This is a genomic window from Rhodococcus kronopolitis, assembly GCF_042654025.1.
Taxonomy (GTDB): domain Bacteria; phylum Actinomycetota; class Actinomycetes; order Mycobacteriales; family Mycobacteriaceae; genus Rhodococcus_G; species Rhodococcus_G kronopolitis.
On record NZ_JBHSFO010000015.1, the window covers coordinates 333,471 to 351,471 of the forward strand.

General features: G+C 68.1%; 11 protein-coding genes and 1 tRNA gene. 5 read left to right on the plus strand and 7 right to left on the minus strand.

The genetic code is table 11. The features are described from left to right. Entirely contained in the window at nt 1-615 is a 615-nt protein-coding gene (locus tag ACFO6S_RS21055; RefSeq protein WP_378419916.1) for a histidine phosphatase family protein, read from the plus strand. Between the two features lie 210 nt (nt 616-825). Further along, nucleotides 826-1,884, plus strand: a complete 1,059-nt coding sequence (locus tag ACFO6S_RS21060) for an alpha/beta hydrolase (RefSeq protein WP_378419917.1) — start codon at nt 826-828, stop codon at nt 1,882-1,884. Nucleotides 1,885-1,948: 64 nt separating this feature from the next. Here the strand turns inward: ACFO6S_RS21060 and ACFO6S_RS21065 are convergent, their stop codons facing one another. From ACFO6S_RS21065 to ACFO6S_RS21075, 3 genes are all read right to left on the minus strand, one after another. Next, entirely contained in the window at nt 1,949-3,169 is a 1,221-nt protein-coding gene (locus ACFO6S_RS21065; protein WP_378419918.1) for a PucR family transcriptional regulator, read from the minus strand. Between the two features lie 175 nt (nt 3,170-3,344). Then, nucleotides 3,345-3,638 (minus strand): putative quinol monooxygenase, encoded by a 294-nt coding sequence (locus ACFO6S_RS21070; protein ID WP_378419919.1) that lies wholly within the window; start codon nt 3,636-3,638, stop codon nt 3,345-3,347. 121 nt (nt 3,639-3,759) lie between these two features. Next, complete coding sequence (locus tag ACFO6S_RS21075; protein WP_378419920.1) at nt 3,760-4,677, minus strand: cutinase family protein; 918 nt, start codon at nt 4,675-4,677, stop codon at nt 3,760-3,762. Nucleotides 4,678-4,869: 192 nt separating this feature from the next. On the opposite strand from ACFO6S_RS21075, the gene ACFO6S_RS21080 reads away from it, so the two are divergent. Then, nucleotides 4,870-5,052, plus strand: coding sequence for a hypothetical protein (locus tag ACFO6S_RS21080; protein ID WP_378419921.1), 183 nt, complete (start codon nt 4,870-4,872; stop codon nt 5,050-5,052). 119 nt (nt 5,053-5,171) lie between these two features. Here ACFO6S_RS21080 and ACFO6S_RS21085 read toward each other — a convergent pair whose 3' ends face one another. The 3 genes from ACFO6S_RS21085 to gltB all read right to left on the minus strand — a co-directional run bounded on the left by ACFO6S_RS21085 (nt 5,172) and on the right by gltB (nt 13,935). Continuing rightward, on the minus strand, nt 5,172-7,526 hold the full coding sequence (locus tag ACFO6S_RS21085) for a beta strand repeat-containing protein (RefSeq protein ID WP_378419922.1): 2,355 nt from the start codon (nt 7,524-7,526) through the stop codon (nt 5,172-5,174). A gap of 363 nt (nt 7,527-7,889) precedes the next feature. Then, nucleotides 7,890-9,341 carry a glutamate synthase subunit beta gene (locus tag ACFO6S_RS21090; protein WP_378419923.1) on the minus strand — a complete coding sequence of 484 codons (1,452 nt, stop codon included), beginning with the start codon at nt 9,339-9,341 and terminating at the stop codon, nt 7,890-7,892. Beyond that, complete coding sequence (gene gltB, locus ACFO6S_RS21095) at nt 9,334-13,935, minus strand: glutamate synthase large subunit (RefSeq protein WP_378419924.1); 4,602 nt, start codon at nt 13,933-13,935, stop codon at nt 9,334-9,336. Before gltB ends, ACFO6S_RS21090 begins: the two co-directional genes overlap by 8 nt. Before the next feature lie 671 nt (nt 13,936-14,606). Here gltB and ACFO6S_RS21100 point away from each other — a divergent pair. After that, nucleotides 14,607-15,989 carry a DUF1214 domain-containing protein gene (locus ACFO6S_RS21100; protein ID WP_378419925.1) on the plus strand — a complete coding sequence of 461 codons (1,383 nt, stop codon included), beginning with the start codon at nt 14,607-14,609 and terminating at the stop codon, nt 15,987-15,989. A gap of 386 nt (nt 15,990-16,375) precedes the next feature. Here the strand turns inward: ACFO6S_RS21100 and ACFO6S_RS21105 are convergent. Next, a tRNA-Leu gene (locus tag ACFO6S_RS21105) sits at nt 16,376-16,461 on the minus strand. Nucleotides 16,462-16,620: 159 nt separating this feature from the next. Here ACFO6S_RS21105 and ACFO6S_RS21110 point away from each other — a divergent pair. Further along, nucleotides 16,621-17,910 (plus strand): FhaA domain-containing protein, encoded by a 1,290-nt coding sequence (locus tag ACFO6S_RS21110; RefSeq protein ID WP_378419926.1) that lies wholly within the window; start codon nt 16,621-16,623, stop codon nt 17,908-17,910. Nucleotides 17,911-18,001 lie beyond the last annotated feature (91 nt).

Consider the following 18,001-nt stretch of genomic DNA (forward strand, 5'->3'; position numbering starts at 1 on the left):
GTGCAACTGCTGCTGATCCGCCACGCACTGCCCGAGCGGATACTCACCGCGGACTCCCCCGCCGGCGCCGATCCCGGCCTCACCCCGCAGGGCCACACCCAGGCCGCCCGGCTGCCCGCCGCGCTGACCGCGTACCCGGTCTCCGCGATCGTCAGCAGCCCGCAACGCCGGGCCCTGGAGACCGCCGAACCGCTGGCGCGGGCCCTCGGCCTGGCCGTCACGCCCGACACCGGCCTGGCCGAGTACGACCACGGAAGGTCCGACTACATCCCGATCCACGAGGCGAAGGAGGTCGCGCCGGAGGCCTACGCCCGGATTCTCGCCGGGCACCTGCCGGACTTCGTCGACGAGACGACGTTCCGCACCCGGGTGTTGGACGGGATCGCCCGGGTGATCGCGGCCGCCGACCACGAGGACACCGTGGCGGTGTTCGCACACGGCGGCGTGATCAACGTCTACCTCCAGCACCTGCTCGGCCTGGACCGCCCGCTGGCCTTCCCGATCGACTACGCCTCGGTGACCCGCATCCTGGTCTCGCGCACCGGTCGGGCCCGTCCGGCGTCGGTGAACGAGACCGGGCACGTGCGAGATCTGCTGGTCAGGCACCGTCCCTAGGTCCGCGCGCCTAACTTACTGGGCGTCCAGTACATACCTCGGCTCATTTCTCGTACCGCCGGACCGGTGGCATGCCGCGACGGTGGACATAGTGTCAGCGGAAGGAAAGTGACCGCCATCACAGCATGGGTGCTGGGGGCGGTTCCCACCCTGTACCGCGCGAACAGCAACGGGCACGCGCGCCCCCTGCGAAGTTTCGAGGACACCAACGTGAGCATCAGCGAAGTCGTGGAGTTCAACATCACCGGCGATATGACGGTCGAGTCGATTCGGACGCACAGTGCGCCCCTGACCGTCGACCGCCAGGAGATGCGCGGCACCAGCCCGCAGTCTCGGCTGCTTGCGCAGTCGCTGCGGATGACGGTCCGACCGGTTCTCGCCACCTGGGCCCGCGCCTCCGCCCTGCCCTGGCCGTTCGGACTTCTCGACGCCGTCAGCGCCCGACTCCACCCGCCGATCGAGGGCACCCGCAGCCACACGGTCCTGCTCGACAACTGCCGAGCCCAGTGGGTGCGGGCCGAAGGCATCAGCGACGACCGCGTGGTCCTCTACCTGCACGGCGGCGGATTCCTGGCCTGCGGAATCGGCACCCACCAGCGGCTTGCCTCGCGAATCTCCGCCGCCGCGGAGGCGCCCGTGCTGATGGCCGACTACCGGATGCTCCCCGACCACTCGATCGACGACGCCGTCGCCGACGGCGTCGACGCGTACCGGTGGCTGCTGGGCCGGGGCTACCGCGCCGATCAGATCGTGATTGCGGGCGACTCCGCCGGCGGCTACCTGTCGTTCATGGTGCCGCTCGCCCTCCGCGAGCAGGGACTGCCCGGACCCGCCGGGATCGTCGCGCTCTCGCCGCTCACCGACATGGATCCCACCCGAAAGGTCGCGCACCGCAATGCCGGCCGCGATCCGATGCTCCCACGCCAGGCACTCGACGAGCTCGCCCGGATCTCCAACCGCACCGATGCCAGGTCCGGTTCGACTCGGACCCAGCCGCGGGTGTGTCCGATCGATGCCGACCTGCACGGCCTGCCCCCGGTGCTGATCCAGGTCGGCTCGCACGAGTTGCTGTTGCCCGACTCCGAACTGATCGCCGACCGGCTCGCCGAGGCCGGCGTGCCGTGCGAACTGCAGGTCTGGCGCCATCAGGTGCACGTGTTCCAGGTGGCGAGCGACCTGGTCCCCGAGGCGCAGCGCGCGATCGACGAGATCGGCTACTTCATCAAGACCAGGACACCGGCCCTGACCGTGGTCCGTGGGTCCGCATGACGTCGCGGCGGCGTGCCCCGGGCCAGGGGCCTGACTCGGGGCACGCCGCCGCCCGTCGCTGGGGTCAGCCCGTCGGTGCCGGCGCCTCGGCGGCCGGCGCCAGCACCGCCGCGCCCAACCAATGACACAACGCCAACGCGATCTCGAGGTCGAGACGACCCTCACGCAGCCTCCGGCCGCGTTGCTCCTCGGCCTTGCGGATCCGGTACACCACCGAGTTCTTGTGCATGTTCAGCTGCTCCGCGGTGGCGGTGAAGCTGCTGCCTGCGGCGAGGAACACCCGGACGGTCTCACGCAGTCGGGCGGACGCCGGGTCGTCCACACCGAGGGGCCCGAGCACGTCACGCACCCACGCGCGGGTGGCGTTCAGGTCCGCGCACATCAGGGCGATCGGACCCACCTCGGCGATCGAGGTGACCGAGGGCCCGGGCCGCTCCGAGATCTGCGCGACCAGTTGTGCCTGCAGGGCCTGTCGATGAGTGCGGCCGAATCCCTCGACACCGTCGGACACCGCACCGACCGCCACCTTCACCGGCAGGTCCCAGCCCGCCACGATCGGCGCCAGGGCGGCGATGTCGACGGCCGCGCGCAGCGGCATCCAGACCCACGCGGCGCTGCCCCCACGCGGCACGAACAACGGCCGACCCACACACCCGATCCGCTCGGCCAACCCCAGCACCGAGCGCTCCAGGTAACCCAGTTCGTCGTCGGTGACATCGGGCCGGTCACTCCACACGACCAGTCCGAGATGTCGTTGCCCCAGCCGGTACCCGAGGGTGCGTTCGGCGTCCTCGGTGTCCGTCACGCGGCCGGCCAGCAGGTCGGCGAGGCAGGCCTCCTGCGCGGCACTGGTCCGGCGCAGCGACAGCCGTCGCTCGTCCTCGTAGACCGCGGCCAGCTGCTGCGCCACCCGGTCGCCGTACGCGGCGGCATCGGCCATGATCAGCACCGCGGCCTGCGAGACCACCGCCGCGTCGTCGGTCAGCAGTTCCAGCTGTTCGAGGCACCACCGCAGGAAGATCTCGCCGGTCAGCCGGTTGGCCCGCTCCATCGCCGAGGGCGCGACGCCACGCTGAGCGAGACGCCGGGAGTACTGGATGGCGGTGGACGGCGCGTCGGTCCGCGTGGCCTCCAGCCCGTGCTGCAACATCTGCCGGATCGAATCCAGACTGTCGGCGGTGACTGCCGCCTGCATCGATGTCAGCATCGGATCCCGGGCCTCCGAGATCTCGGAGGTCAACCGGTCTACCAGCCGCGCCGCAAGCTCATCGCTCTGAGCCTCCATTGCTGCAGCCAATGCGACAACGAGTTCTCTTGCAGCCGAAGAAGATTCACCATTCGATCGCATACCTGCCGCACCTCACCTTCGCACCAACCCGAGAGTGCTACGCCTGTCTGTGTTGCCCGAGGCGCCCGGCCCCGAGGGGCACGATCAGTCCGTCACCGTCGCTACTGCCAAACTACCCAACCGGCGTCAGCGTGTGGATCTGCGGTGCTCCGGCGAGGTGCGCGCCGAACTCGCCGGCTGCGGCGGTGAAGTGCGGCGCGCTCATGTGCGCCTGCAGCGCCTCCTGACCGGTCCACACCTCGACGGTGACGAAGGTGCCTGCGGCCTGGGCCGACTCGAAGAGCTCGTACGAGATGCAGCCGTCCTCGTCGCGGCTGGCGGCGGCCAGGGCCGACAGCGCCGATCGCACCGTCTCCTCCGAACCGGGCTTCGCGGCGATGGTGGCGACAACGTGGAGATCAGGCATGTGGATTCCCTTCGTGGTGGCCGCTGCGCGGCGGAGCCACCGTACCCAGCGCGAGCGCGCCGCGTCTAGACACAATCGGCGGCGAGGGTGTGTCCCTCGCCGCCGACTGCCGTTCAGACGATCACGCCTTCTCGCGCAACCAGTTCGCCAGCCAGGTTGCCGGGGTATTGCCCGCATTGTCGACGGCGTACCCCTGGTAGTTCTGGTGTGCGCCGGACCCGTAGAACCGGGCCAACTGGCCGACGCGCTCCGCGTTGGCCTCCTCGGTCAACTGGCCCTGCAGGGCCGGGATGCCGCCAGCACCCTGCAGGTCGTTCCAGAGCGCACCGGCATCTGCCCCGGAGTTCGGCGAGTCCGAGGACTCCCCGTCGGAGTTCTGGGCGGCGAATCCCGCCACCCGCATCACGAAGTCGTCGTCTTCGGTGGAGCAGTAGAGGTCACCCACCGCGCAGAAGGTCACCGTGCGGTCACTGATCCAGCCGAAGCCACCGACCCGCGCGCCACCGGCACCGTCACCCGGCACCCAGGGTCCGATCAGGGCGTCCGTCGCGGAGCGACGCGGATCCGAGAGCAGCCCGACGGCGGCGACCTTCTCCGGCCGGATGGTGCTGATGCCGGTACCGATCTCCGAGGCGAGGTCCCCGGCGGCGTCGGCACCCTGGCTGTACCCGATGATCCCGAACTGGGTGGCGGCGCAGCGCTGCTGCATCGCCTCGAGCATGCCGCGCGCGTTGTCGTGGGCCTGCTGCTTCGAATCGGCGTACACGTCGCCCTCCCAGGGGAAGGCGGTGGCCGCATAGGTGACGTAGTCGGTCCGGATGTCCGCATCCCCGAGACCGTCGGTGACGCCGCCCAGCATGCCGTGCGGGTGAACCTGGTCCGGGGCGGCCGAGGTCTCCCAGGTACCGGGAATCGCCACCACGTAGAGCTTGGGGCAGTCTCCGCCCGGCGCTGCCTGAGCCACCGGTCCGGCGGTCAACATCCCGGCGGTGGCGGCCGCGGACACCGCGGTGGCGGCAACGATCTTCTTCAGGCGCATTGGTGCTGACCCCTCACATTTCCGACTCGGCTTGTCGCTACGAGCCATTCTGCCTCGAAGTGTTCCGATTCGACGCGCGATACGGTAACGGGAAAGTTACCGTGGGACTAAGAGCTGACGCGGGCGGTCCGCGCCCTCCCGATCGGGCGGCCGGGCGGCACCACCGAACCCGCACCGGGCAGAATCCACCCCATGCTGGACATGTCCGTAATTCTCACCATCGGTTCCGTCTGCGTCGGGTTCGTCGTGATGGTCACCGCCGCGAGCGGGGCCCGCGGAGGCTGGAACCGCACCGGCGTCATCGCGCTGTTCGTCACCGCCCTGTGCTTCCTGACGGTCGTGCCGCTCACCGTCGCACTGACTGCCGGCGTGTAGCCCCGACCGCCCGCCGACGGCACGACCCCGACCAGACGCCCGAGAGGGCGCCGCCGACTCGGTGTCGACGACGCCCTCGGTTCTGGTACCGCTACTGCTCGGGCGTGGTCACCCGCGGATCACGATCCGAAGATACTGGCCAGGCTGCCTGCGCTGCCCGTCCCGGGACCCGGATCGGTGTCGCCGGGAACGGTCACCGACTGCGGCGCTGCGGCCGAGTTGGTGAAGCCCTCCACGCCGACGAACTCTGCCGTGATCGCGAAGGTGCCCGCCTCGTCGAAGGTGTGCGACGCGGTCGCGACACCGTCGACCACGGCCACCGGGGAACCGACCGCCACACCGGCGACCTTGAACTGCACGGCGCCGTTGGCGGTGGCCGGGTTGACCGTCGCCTTGAACTCGACGGTGTCACCCTTCTCGACGCTGCCGATCGCATCGAGCGTGGTGGAGGTCTCCACGTCGTTCGCCGCCGGGGCGGTCACGTCGACGACCGAGGCCGTGGACGTCGAGTCGTTGAAGCCCGCGCCGCCGCTGAAGACCGCGGTGATGCTGTGCTGGGCAACGGTGTCGAACGTGTGAGCCAGGGTCGCCACGCCACCCGAAACCGTGACCGGCGAACCGATGTTGACGTCGCCGTCCTTGAACTGCACCGAACCGACAGCATCCGCCGGGGTGACGGTCGCGGTCAGGTCGACCGACGTGCCGGTCTTGGCGTCAGCCGGAGCCGACAGGACGGTGCTGGTGTCCGCGGCCGGGGCCGTCACGTCGACGACCGATGCCCCCGAGGTGGAACCGCTGAAGCCGGTACCCGCAACGAACTCAGCGGTGATCGAGTGCTGGGCAACGGTGTCGAACGTGTGAGCCAGGGTCGCCACACCACCCGAAACCGCCACCGGCGAACCGATGTTGACGTCGCCGTCCTTGAACTGCACCGAACCGACAGCATCCGCCGGGGTGACGGTCGCGGTCAGGTCGACCGACGTGCCGGTCTTGGCGTCAGCCGGAGCCGACAGGACGGTGCTGGTCTCCACGATCGGTGCGGACACCTCGACCGCATGTGCAGCCGACGTCGAACCGACGAACCCGGCACCCGCAACGAACTCAGCAGTGATCGAATGCGACGCAACAGTGTCGAACGTGTGCGACAGGGTCGCCACACCACCCGAAACCGCCACCGGCGAACCGATGTTCACGCCACCGTCCTTGAACTGCACCGAACCGACAGCATCCGCCGGGCCGACCGTCGCGGTCAGGTCAACCGCAGTACCGGTCAGAGCAGTAGCCGGAACCGCCAGATCCGTCGTCGTGGTCACCAACGGAGCCGAAACCTCGACCGCATGCGCAGCCGACGTCGAACCGACAAAACCGGCCCCCGCAACAAACTCAGCAGTGATCGAATGCGACGCAACAGTGTCGAACGTGTGCGACAGGGTCGCCACACCACCCGAAACCGCCACCGGCGAACCGATGTTCACGCCACCGTCCTTGAACTGCACCGAACCGACAGCATCCGCCGGGCCGACCGTCGCGGTCAGGTCAACCGCTGTACCGGTCAGAGCAGTAGCCGGAACCGTCAGGTCTGTCGTGGTGGCAACGGCCGGAGCCGCGACATTGACGGTCGACGCCGTCGAGGTGGAACTGACGAAGCCGGCGCCCGCGGTGAACGCCGCGGTGATGGAGTGCGCGCCGACGGTGTCGAAGGTGTGCGGCAATGTCGCGACGCCACCGGAAACCGTCACCGGGCCGCCGATGTTGTTAGCACCGTCCTTGAACTGCACCGTGCCCACCGAGTTGGCCGGACCGACCGTCGCGGTCAGGTCAACCGGTGTGCCGGTCACCGCGGTCGCCGGTGCGGTCAGGGTGGTGGTCGTCGCCACGTTCGGCGCGACGACACGCAACCACGCGCCGGCCGGGTTGGCGCCCTGCTGCGAGCCGAACGCATAGACGTCGAACACGAAGCCGGCGTTGAAGTCGCCGATCGCCTGGGTCGCGGGGACCTGGTAGGTGACGGCGAAGGTCACGTTGTCGAGGTAGCCCTTGTTACCGAGGACCGGCACCGAGTTGCAACCGCCCCCCGTGCACGACGCCGTGACGCCCGCGGCGCCCCCGTTGCTGATGTTCGACTGCTTGCTGATCGTGTGCGAGAGATAGGTGAGGCCGGCGGGCTGGATCTGCCGCATCCCGGTGATGTACCGGCCGATGCCGCTGGCCTTCCAGATCTGGGAGGTATAGGTGACGGTGTCGCCCGGGTGGACGACGTTGACACCCGACTGGGCGCGGTCGACCGCGGCACCGTTCACGGCGGTCAGGCTCAGGCTCCACCTGAGATTGTCGGCCGTCCGGTCGCCCGTCCACGCGGGCGGCGGCGGCGTCTCCTGGGCGGCGGCGATGCCTGCACCGCCGAACATCAGTGTCATCGCGGCACCGGCCGCGACGAAGGGTGTCGCCAGGCGACGAGTCAAGGAAAGACGCACAGTGTTCCTCCTCTTCAGGCACCCGGCAAGCCGGCGAGCCCACGTATGTGATTACGGTCACATTCCAGCTTGGGAGCGTAATGAACACAGAACGGTCACGGGAGGGTTTGCTGAACCTTCGTCCAGCTGAACTCGATATTCGGTCAACTGAATGACAGATGGAAGCGTTTCCAGGTGAAACGCAGTACCCGCCGCCCCGGTCGAGTGGGGACGGTGGGTTGCTGGTGCAGCGCTGGGTGAGGCCTGGACATCGGCGCGGACAGGCCGTGCAGTCCCGAGATGAGCAACGACCCGGCGTCGGGTGCAACTCGGAAAGAGAACCGAGCTGACACCCGACGCCGGGTCGGTGGGTCTGCGGCGCGACTACCGCTGCGGCGCCGCCGTCGGGACGATCGGCGCGGGCAGCGCGGTCGAGCCCTCGAGGAAGGTGTCGACTGCGGCCGCGCAGGCGCGGCCCTCGGCGATCGCCCACACGATGAGCGACTGTCCGCGGCCCATGTCGCCGGCCACGAACACGCCGTCGACGTTGGTGACCCACTCGTTGGACCGGGTCACGTTGCCGCGCTCGTTGATATCGACGCCGAGGTCGGTGAGCAGCCCCGGACGTTCCGGTCCGACGAAGCCCATCGCCAGCAGCACCAGGTCGGCCTCGAGCTCGAAGTCGCTGCCGTCCTGCCGCTCGAAGCGGCCGTCCACCATCTTGACCTCGTGGGCCTTCAGACCGGTGACCTTGCCGTCGGCACCGACGAACTCCTCGGTGTTGACCGAGAACACCCGCTCGCCACCCTCCTCGTGAGCCGAGGACACCCGGAACATCAGCGGGTACGTCGGCCACGGGGTGGAGTCCGCGCGGGCCTCCGGCGGTCGCGGCATGATCTCGAACTGGTGCACGATCTCGGCGCCCTGACGCAGCGAAGTGCCGAGGCAGTCCGCGCCGGTGTCGCCGCCACCGATGATGACGACCTTCTTGCCCTCCGCCGTGATCGTCGGCGCGTCGAGGTCGCCCTGCTGCACGTGGTTGGCGATCGGCAGGAACTCCATCGCCTGGTGGATGCCGTCGAGTTCGCGGCCGGGGATGGGCAGGTCGCGCGCCTCGGTGGCGCCACCCGCGAGCACCACGGCATCGAACTGCGCGCGCAACTGCTCGGCGGTGATGTCGACGCCGACGTTCACACCGGTCTTGAAGACGGTGCCCTCGGCCTCCATCTGGGCCAGCCGGCGGTCGATGTGCCGCTTCTCCATCTTGAACTCGGGAATGCCGTAACGCAGCAACCCGCCGATCCGGTCTTCTCGCTCGAACACCGTAACCGTGTGCCCGGCGCGGGTCAGCTGCTGCGCGGCCGCCAGCCCGGCCGGCCCGGAGCCGACGATCGCAATCTTCTTGCCCGTCAACCGGGTTGCGTGAACCGGTTCGACCCAGCCCTCGTCGAAGGCGCGGTCGATGAGCTCGACCTCGACCTGCTTGATGGTGACCGGGTCCTGGTTGATGCCCAGGACGCAGGACGCCTCGCACGGCGCGGGGCACAGCCGACCGGTGAACTCCGGGAAGTTGTTGGTCGCGTGCAGGCGCTCGACACCGTCACGCCACCGGCCGTTGTGCACCAGGTCGTTCCACTCGGGAATCAGGTTACCCAGCGGGCACCCGTTGTGGCAGAAGGGAATACCACAGTCCATGCACCGACTGGCCTGGGTCTCGAGGGTCTCCGTGGAGAAGTCCTCGTAGACCTCCTTCCAGTCCATCAGCCGCAGGGCGACGGGACGACGAACGGGCAGCTCACGCGAGCCGTGCTTCAGGAAACCGCTTGGATCACCCACGAGCTGCCTCCATGATCGCCTCGTCCACGTTTGCGCCGCGAATTTCGGCGTCCTTGATTGCCATGAGTACCTTCTTGTAATCGCGCGGCATCACCTTGGCGAAGTGATTGACCTGCTGAGACCAGCTTCCCAGGATTCGTTCGGCCACAGCCGAACCCGTCTCCGAGTGATGACGCTCGACGATCGACTTGAGCCAGGCGGCATCCTCGGGGAGCAGGTCCTCGAGGTCCACGAGCTCGGTGTTGAGGTTCGCGCCGAGCACCTTGTCCGGGTTGTAGACATACGCCACGCCGCCGGACATACCGGCACCGAAGTTCCGTCCGGTCTCGCCGAGGACGACGACCTTGCCGCCGGTCATGTACTCGCAACCGTGGTCGCCGACGCCCTCGACCACCGCGGTGGCGCCGGAGTTGCGGACCGCAAAGCGCTCGCCGACCACGCCGCTGATCAATGCCTCACCACTGGTGGCACCGAACAGGATCACGTTGCCGCCGATGATGTTCTCTTCCGCGACAAAGCCTTCCGCCGCGCGCAGCGGCGGACGCAGCACCAGCCGGCCACCGGAGAGACCCTTGCCGACGAAGTCGTTGGCGTCGCCGTGCAGCCGCAGCGTCATGCCCTTGGGCACGAATGCCCCGAAGCTGTTGCCTGCGGATCCGGAGAAGGTGATGTCGATGGTGTCGTCGGGCAGGCCCGCACCGCCGTACACCTTGGTCACCTCGTGGCCGAGCATGGTGCCGACCGTCCGGTTGACGTTGGTGATCTTCGACTCGAGCTTCACCGGCAGGCCGCTGTCGAGGGCGTCCCGGCTCTGCTGGATCAGCTGCTGGTCCAACGCCTTCTCCAGCGCGTGGTCCTGGGTGCCCGTGCAGTACAGGTCCTGGTTCATGAACGCCGACTCGGCCTTCGCCAGGATCGGCGACAGGTCCAGCTTGGACGCCTTCCAGTGCTCGATCGCCTTGGCGGTATCGAGGGAGTCGACCTGGCCGACGGCCTCGAGCAGGGTGCGGAATCCGAGCTCGGCGAGCAGCTCACGCACCTCCTCGGCGATGAACATGAAGAAGTTCTCCACGAACTCGGGCTTGCCGTTGAAGCGCTTGCGCAACAACGGGTTCTGGGTTGCCACGCCCACCGGGCAGGTGTCCAGGTGGCAGACCCGCATCATGACGCAGCCGGAGACCACCAGCGGCGCGGTGGCGAAACCGAACTCCTCGCCGCCGAGCAGCGCGGCGATGACCACGTCGCGACCGGTCTTGAGCTGGCCGTCGACCTGCACGACGATGCGGTCACGCAGACCGTTGAGCAGCAGCGTCTGCTGCGTCTCGGCCAGACCGAGCTCCCACGGAGCGCCTGCGTGCTTCATCGACGTCATCGGCGTCGCGCCGGTGCCGCCGTCGTGGCCGGAGATCAGCACCACGTCCGCGTGCGCCTTGGACACGCCCGCGGCGACGGTGCCGACGCCCACCTCGGAGACCAGCTTCACGTGGATGCGGGCCTGCGGGTTGGCGTTCTTCAGGTCGTGGATCAGCTGCGCGAGATCCTCGATCGAGTAGATGTCGTGGTGCGGCGGCGGCGAGATCAGCCCGACGCCCGGCGTGGAGTGCCGGACCTCGGCCACCCACGGGTACACCTTGTGCGCCGGCAGCTGGCCGCCCTCACCGGGCTTGGCTCCCTGCGCCATCTTGATCTGGATGTCGGTGCAGTTGGTCAGGTAGTGCGAGGTGACGCCGAAGCGGCCCGACGCGACCTGCTTGATCGCGGACCGTCGCCAGTCGCCGTTCTCGTCCGGGACGAAGCGGGCCGGATCCTCGCCGCCCTCACCCGAGTTAGACCGTGCGCCAAGGCGGTTCATCGCAATGGCGAGGGTCTCGTGGGCCTCGGCCGAGATCGAGCCGTAGCTCATCGCGCCGGTGGAGAAGCGCTTGACGATCTCCGACGCCGGCTCGACCTCGTCGATCGAGATCGGCTGACGCAGACCCTTCTTGAACTCGAAGAGACCACGCAACGCTGCGAGCTGCTTCGACTGGTCGTCGACCAGCTTGGTGTACTCCTTGAAAACCTTGTACTGGCCGGTGCGGGTGGAGTGCTGGAGCTTGAACACCGTGTCCGGGTTGAACAGGTGGTACTCCCCCTCTCGACGCCACTGGTACTCGCCGCCGACCTCGAGCTCGCGGTGCGCGCGCTCCCCGGGACGGTCCAGGTACGCGTTGGCGTGCCGGCCGGCGACGTCCGCGGCGATCTCGTCGAGACCGATGCCGCCGAGGTGCGAGCGCAGCCCGGTGAAGTACTCGTCCACCAGTTCCTGCGAAAGCCCGATCGGCTGGAACAGCTGCGCGCCGGTGTACGAGGCGAGCGTGGAGATGCCCATCTTCGACATCACCTTGAGCACGCCCTTGCCGGCCGCCTTGATGTAGTTCTTGATGGCGACGTCACGACTGATGTCGGTCAGCGCGCCCTCGTTGATCAGCTCGTCGATGGTCTCGAAGGCCATGTACGGGTTGACCGCGGCGGCGCCGCAGCCGACCAGCATCGCCATGTGGTGCACCTCGCGGGCGTCACCGGTCTCGATGACCAGGCCGACCTGGGTGCGGGTGCGCTCGCGGACGAGGTGGTGATGGACCGCGGCGGTCAGCAGCAGCGACGGGATCGGCGCGTAGGTCTCGTTGCTCTCCCGATCGGAGAGCACGATGACCCGGGCACCGCCCGCGACCGCGTCGGAGACCCGCGACCGCACATCCTCGAGCGCCTTGGCCAGGCCCGGACCGCCGTCGGCCACCGGGTAGGTGCCGCGGACGATCACGGAGCGCAGGAGCGGGAAGCGGCCGTCGTCGTTGACGTGGACCAGCTTGGCGAGGTCCTCGTTGTGCAGGATCGGCTGGCTCAGCACGATCTGCCGGCAGGACTCGGCGGTCGGGGTGAGCAGGTCGCCCTCCGGGCCGAGCATGCCGCCGAGGCTGGTGACGACCTCTTCGCGGATCGCGTCCAGCGGCGGGTTCGTGACCTGCGCGAACAGCTGCTGGAAGTAGTCGAAGAGCACCTTCGGCCGGTTCGAGAGCACCGCGATCGGGGTGTCGGTACCCATCGAGCCCAGTGCCTCCCCACCGGTCTTCGCCATCGGCGCGATGAGCAGGTTCACCTCCTCGTTGGTGTACCCGAACACCTGCTGACGCAGCAGCGCACGGTGGTGGCTCATGTAGACGTACCGGCTGGCCGGCAGGTCGTCGATGTGGGTCAGGCCCTTGTCGATCCACTCCTGGTAGGGGTGCTCGGCGGCCAGCTCGTCCTTGAACTCGTCGTCGCCGACGATCCGGCCCTGGGCGGTGTCGACCAGGAACATCTTGCCGGGCTGCAGGCGGATCTTGCGGACCACCTTGGCCGGGTCGATGTCGAGCACGCCGACCTCGGACGCCATCACGACCAGGCCGTCGTCGGTCACCCACAGGCGCGACGGACGCAGGCCGTTGCGGTCGAGGACCGCGCCGATGACGGTGCCGTCGGTGAAGCACACCGAGGCCGGTCCGTCCCACGGCTCCATCAGGGCCGAGTGGTACTGGTAGAACGCCCGGCGAGCCGGGTCCATGCTCTCGTGCCGCTCCCAGGCCTCCGGGATCATCATCAGCACGGCGTGCGGCAGGCTGCGGCCACCGAGGTGCAGCAGTTCGAGCACCTCGTCGAAGCGCGCGGTGTCGCTGGCCCCGGGGGTGCAGATCGGGAAGATCTTGTCGAGCGCGCCCTCGCCGAACACGTCGGTCTTGATGAGCGCCTCGCGGGCGCGCATCCAGTTCTCGTTGCCGCTGACGGTGTTGATCTCGCCGTTGTGCGCGACGCGCCGGTACGGGTGGGCCAACGGCCAGGACGGGAAGGTGTTGGTGGAGAAGCGCGAGTGCACCAGGCCGAGCGCGCTCTCCATCCGGTCGTCCTGCAGGTCCACGTAGAACCCGCGCAGCTGCGGCGTGGTGAGCATGCCCTTGTAGACGAAGGTCTGCCCGGACAGGCTGGGGAAGTACACGGTCTCGCGACCGGTGGCGTCCTTGCCTGCACCGGCGTCGCCGAGCTCGTGCTCGATCCGCTTCCGGATCACGAAGGAGCGGCGCTCGAGGTCCATGCCGGTCACCGACGCGTCGGGCGCGGCGATGAAGATCTGGCGGAACGTCGGCATCGCGTCGCGGGCCAGGGCACCGAGCGAGGAGTCGTCGGTGGGGACCGCACGCCAGCCGAGGACCTCCAGGCCCTCCTCCGCGACGATCTTCTCGACCGCGGCGACGGCACCGTCGATGTCCGCGGCGGCCTGCGGCAGGAACGCCATGCCGGTCGCGTAGGCGCCCTCGGCGGGCAGCTCGAAGTCGACGACCGCACGGAAGAAGGTGTGCGGAACCTGCAGCAGGATGCCCGCACCGTCACCCGTGTTGGGTTCGGAGCCTGCGGCACCCCGGTGCTCGAGGTTCACCAGCGCAGTGATCGCCTTCTCGACGATGTCCCTGCTGCGGCGACCGTGCATGTCCACGACAAATGCGACACCACAGGCGTCGTGCTCATTCGCGGGATCGTAGAGGCCCTGGGGTCCAGGAGACCCGTGGCCTGGAAGTTGCTTCATACCCAGCCTTCGTATGCCATCTAGTAGATGTACGAACGACCAGCAACGCTGATGGCCATCACAGAACAGGCGCCGAGCTTCCATGATCGGCGCGCCCACGCCGGCCGTAGTCGTCTTGATGTGAGACCGGAACCTTGGCCCCGTCGTCGGGACCGCTCCATGCCTGACTTGACTCGGCCGGGTGGCTCGCTGGACTTCTAGAGTCCAGCGCTTACGGAAACGATAATTCAGAACCCCCAGGATAACGCAACCAAGGTTTCCCTTCTCACACTGTGACCTGGAGCAATACCGGGGAGTCACAGCAAGAATGCGGTTCACGTCACAGCGTAATCGACCACGCAAGGTGCGCAGGTGTGAATCAGTGAGCCGCCCGGACCGCAGGCCGGACTGGCCCGGTTGCGTGGCAGCCCACCCTGCCCCCCTTCGCTGTCACTGCCACTGCCGACGGCCACACCACACCGAGTGGAACTGGCCGACGCGGATCCACAGTTCATCGCACAGCTCCCGAATTCGCAGGCCCCGACGGCCGTGTCACCGACAGTGCGCACGCATTGCATCGGTTCATCCTTCTCGGGTGAACCGGTAGCCGGAGAAGTCGGGGAAAGTGCAGGATGCCGCCGGTTCGGTCGGCTGTGTTCGCGTACGAGATTCCGAGTCCCAGGAGACCGACGATGACCAGTTCTGCATCCGAGGACGTTGCCGAGCGGGCGGTGTACCGCCGGGCCGTGGAGTCGGCCGTGTGGGGTATGGCCGCGGTGAACTTCGAGGTGATGCGATCGGTGATGTCACCGGGCGGGGACATCGAGTTCGTGTACTGGTCTACGTTGCCGGACTGGCGCAATCAGACGCTGACACCGAACCCGGACCTCATCTACTACATGGCGTTCATGGATCCCGGCCGTGACGGTCCGATCGTGGTCGACATCCCGCCGGGCACCGACGACCACGTTCTCAACGGCAGCGTGTGCAACATCTGGCAGGTGCCGCTCGAGGACGTCGGCAGGTTCGGCGCAGACAAGGGCCGGGGCGGGCAATATCTGATCCTGCCGCCCGGTTTCGACGGTGAGGTCCCCGAGGGCTACATCGTGCTGCAGTCCGACACCAACCGCGTGTACGCGCTGCTGCGGTCGGTGCTGCCCGAGGCGACCCAGCAGTCCCTCAACGGGGGCCTGGACTACTGCCGCGGCATCCGCATCTATCCCCTTTCCGCAGCGGACAACCCACCCGAGACGCCGCGGCGGGATCTGCACGGCGAACTGGTCGACACTCGCATCCCGTACACCCTGGCGTTCTGGCAGGCACTCGACCGTGTCGTGCAGGCGGAGCCGTGGCTGGCCCGCGATCGCGCGTTCGCGGAGATGCTCAGCAGCATCGGCATCGAACGCGGCACGCCGTTCACCCCCGATGCGCGGCGCGTGGAGTTGCTGGAGAGTGCCGTCCGCGAAGCACATGCATGGCTGCGCGAGGTCTACCGGAACGAGCCGCCGTTCTACGCAGGCCGCCAGTGGTTCTTTCCCGCAGGCCGCGACTTCACCGACGGTCAGAGTCACAACTTCACCGACGGCCAGGTGTATCCCTACACCGACCGGGCGGTGATCTACCACATGGCGTTCATCGGCATCAAACGCCTCGGAATCGGTCAGTTCTACCTGGTGACCCTGCGTGACGGTGACGGCGAGATCTTTCGGTCCGACCGCACCTACCGGATGCGGGTGCCGGCGAACGTGCCCGTCTCGCAGTACTGGTCGGTCACGATGTACGACGGTGAGGACCACACCTTCATCCGTGGCAACTCCAAGTACTCCGTGTCCTCGCAGCAGCCCGGCCTCGTGGTCAACGACGACGGCACGGTCGATGTGTACTTCGGCCCTCGCGCCGTACCCGGGCTTGAGGCGAACTTCGTCGAAACCGGTGACAGTGAGAGCTTCGAGTTGATGTTCCGGTTCTACGGCGTCGGCCCCGCTGTCACGAACAAGCAGTGGCACCTCGACGACGCCGTCGTCGTCGATCCCACCCGGCTGGAACCCTTGCCCACTGCCCACCCGGACAGGTGACGGGTCGAGTACCGACCTGTCGAACACGATCCGACCCGCCCGACGTGCGAGCCGGGAAAGGATCGTCGTAGCTGCCCCTCGTCGCGATCCAGGCGTGGTCACGAACGCGACGCACTGACTCGCCGGGGCGGTTCACATCCCGAAATCTTCGATGCCGCGGAACGGGGCCGGCGGCGGCGAGCTTCCTCGGATCCGCGGGGATGGACAGCAGTGGCGAGCTGATCGCCGGCTTCGCCCCAGAGATCACGCACGTACTCGAGGCACCGGCGACGAAGCTGTCGGTCCGCGGTGGATGGGAACTCACATGGTGAGACCAACCAAAAAAACGAGGTCACGACCTCTTTCGAGTTCGTGACCTCGTTCGTCGCAGTTCGTGGAACTGCTCCTGGTGGGCGAAGGGGGACTTGAACCCCCACGTCCCGAAGGACACTGGCACCTGAAGCCAGCGCGTCTGCCATTCCGCCACTCGCCCGAGCGACGGGAGAAACATTAACACGACCGAACGGAAAACTACTATTCGCCCCCTTCACCTGCGACTAAGCCCATACGAGCCACCGCAGCAGGACGAAGGTAGATATCATGCAAGGGCGACCACCGTGGTCGCGACACGCGGCATGGCAGGGGAGGCACCATGGGCATCGTCCAACGATTCGAACGCCGACTCCAGGGCGCCGTCGGCGATGCCTTCGCCCGGGTGTTCGGCGGCGGAGTGGTTCCCCAGGAGGTGGAGGCCGCACTGCAACGTGAGGCGTCCGACCGAGTGCAGCAGTTGGACGGCGGCCACCTGCTGGCACCGAACGACTACGTCATCACCGTCGCGGAATCGGACCACGACGAACTGTCCGCGGACAGGGACTTGACAGTTAAGGCGTTTGCCCGACACCTTGAGGGCTTCATCCGTGAGCAGGGGTGGCAGACCTACGGGTCGATCACGGTTCGGTTAGAGTCGTCGCCCTCACTGCACACCGGCCAGTTCCGGACCAGCGGTGCGGTGGATCCAGACGCGGGATCGCCGCTGCCGGGCCGGGATTCAGCACGAAAGTCCGCCCCACCCGCGCAACCCCGACCCTCCGCACCATTGAACCCAGGAGCTGGCTACATGTCCCAGAACTCAGGCTACGGCCCTAATGACCACGCCGACGGCCGTTCCGGGTACCAGGACCAACCGGTGAACGGGTACGCACGCAACGGCAGCAGCTACCCGAGCGCACCGGCCCAGGGTGGCCACGACCAGCCCTACGGAGCCGGGCAGCAGAACGGGTACGCCCCGAACGGCTACGGACAGAACGGCGCCGCCGACTACCCGGCCGCCCAGGCCCAGGGCGCCGCGTCCCCGAGCGCCCAGGCGCAGGGATACGACTACCCCGCGAACCCGTATCCGCCGGCGTCGGACTACCAGAACCCGTACGCGGGCAGCGACTACCAGGCGGCCCCCGACTACCCCGCCAACCCGTACCCGCCGGCGTCGGACTACCAGAACCCGTACGCGGGCAGCGACTACCAGGCGGCCCCCGACTACCCCGCCAACCCGTACCCGCCGGCGGACTACCCGCCGAACCCGTACGCGGGCAGCGACTACCCGGCCTACGGCCAGCAGTACGACGCGCAGCCCCCGGCCTTCGACGCAGGCCGCACGTTCACCGCGACCCTGCAGCTCGAGGACGGCAGCGGCCGCAACTTCCAGCTCCGCGAGGGACGCAACGTGATCGGTCGCGGCCAGGAGGCCCAGTTCCGGCTGCCCGACACCGGCGTCTCGCGTCGTCACATCGAAATCCGCTGGGACGGCCAGATGGCGATGCTGTCCGACCTCGGGTCCACCAACGGCACCACCGTCAACGGTGCGCCGGTACAGGACTGGCAGCTCGCCGACGGCGACGTCATCCGGGCCGGCCACTCGGAGATCCTGGTCCGCATCGCCTGAGCCGCCGCAGCGCGCCACCACCGACTCCGAACCACAGAATGTGGTCCGGAGTCCGTAAGGTGGTGCCGAACTCGCGTTTACGATCAGCATC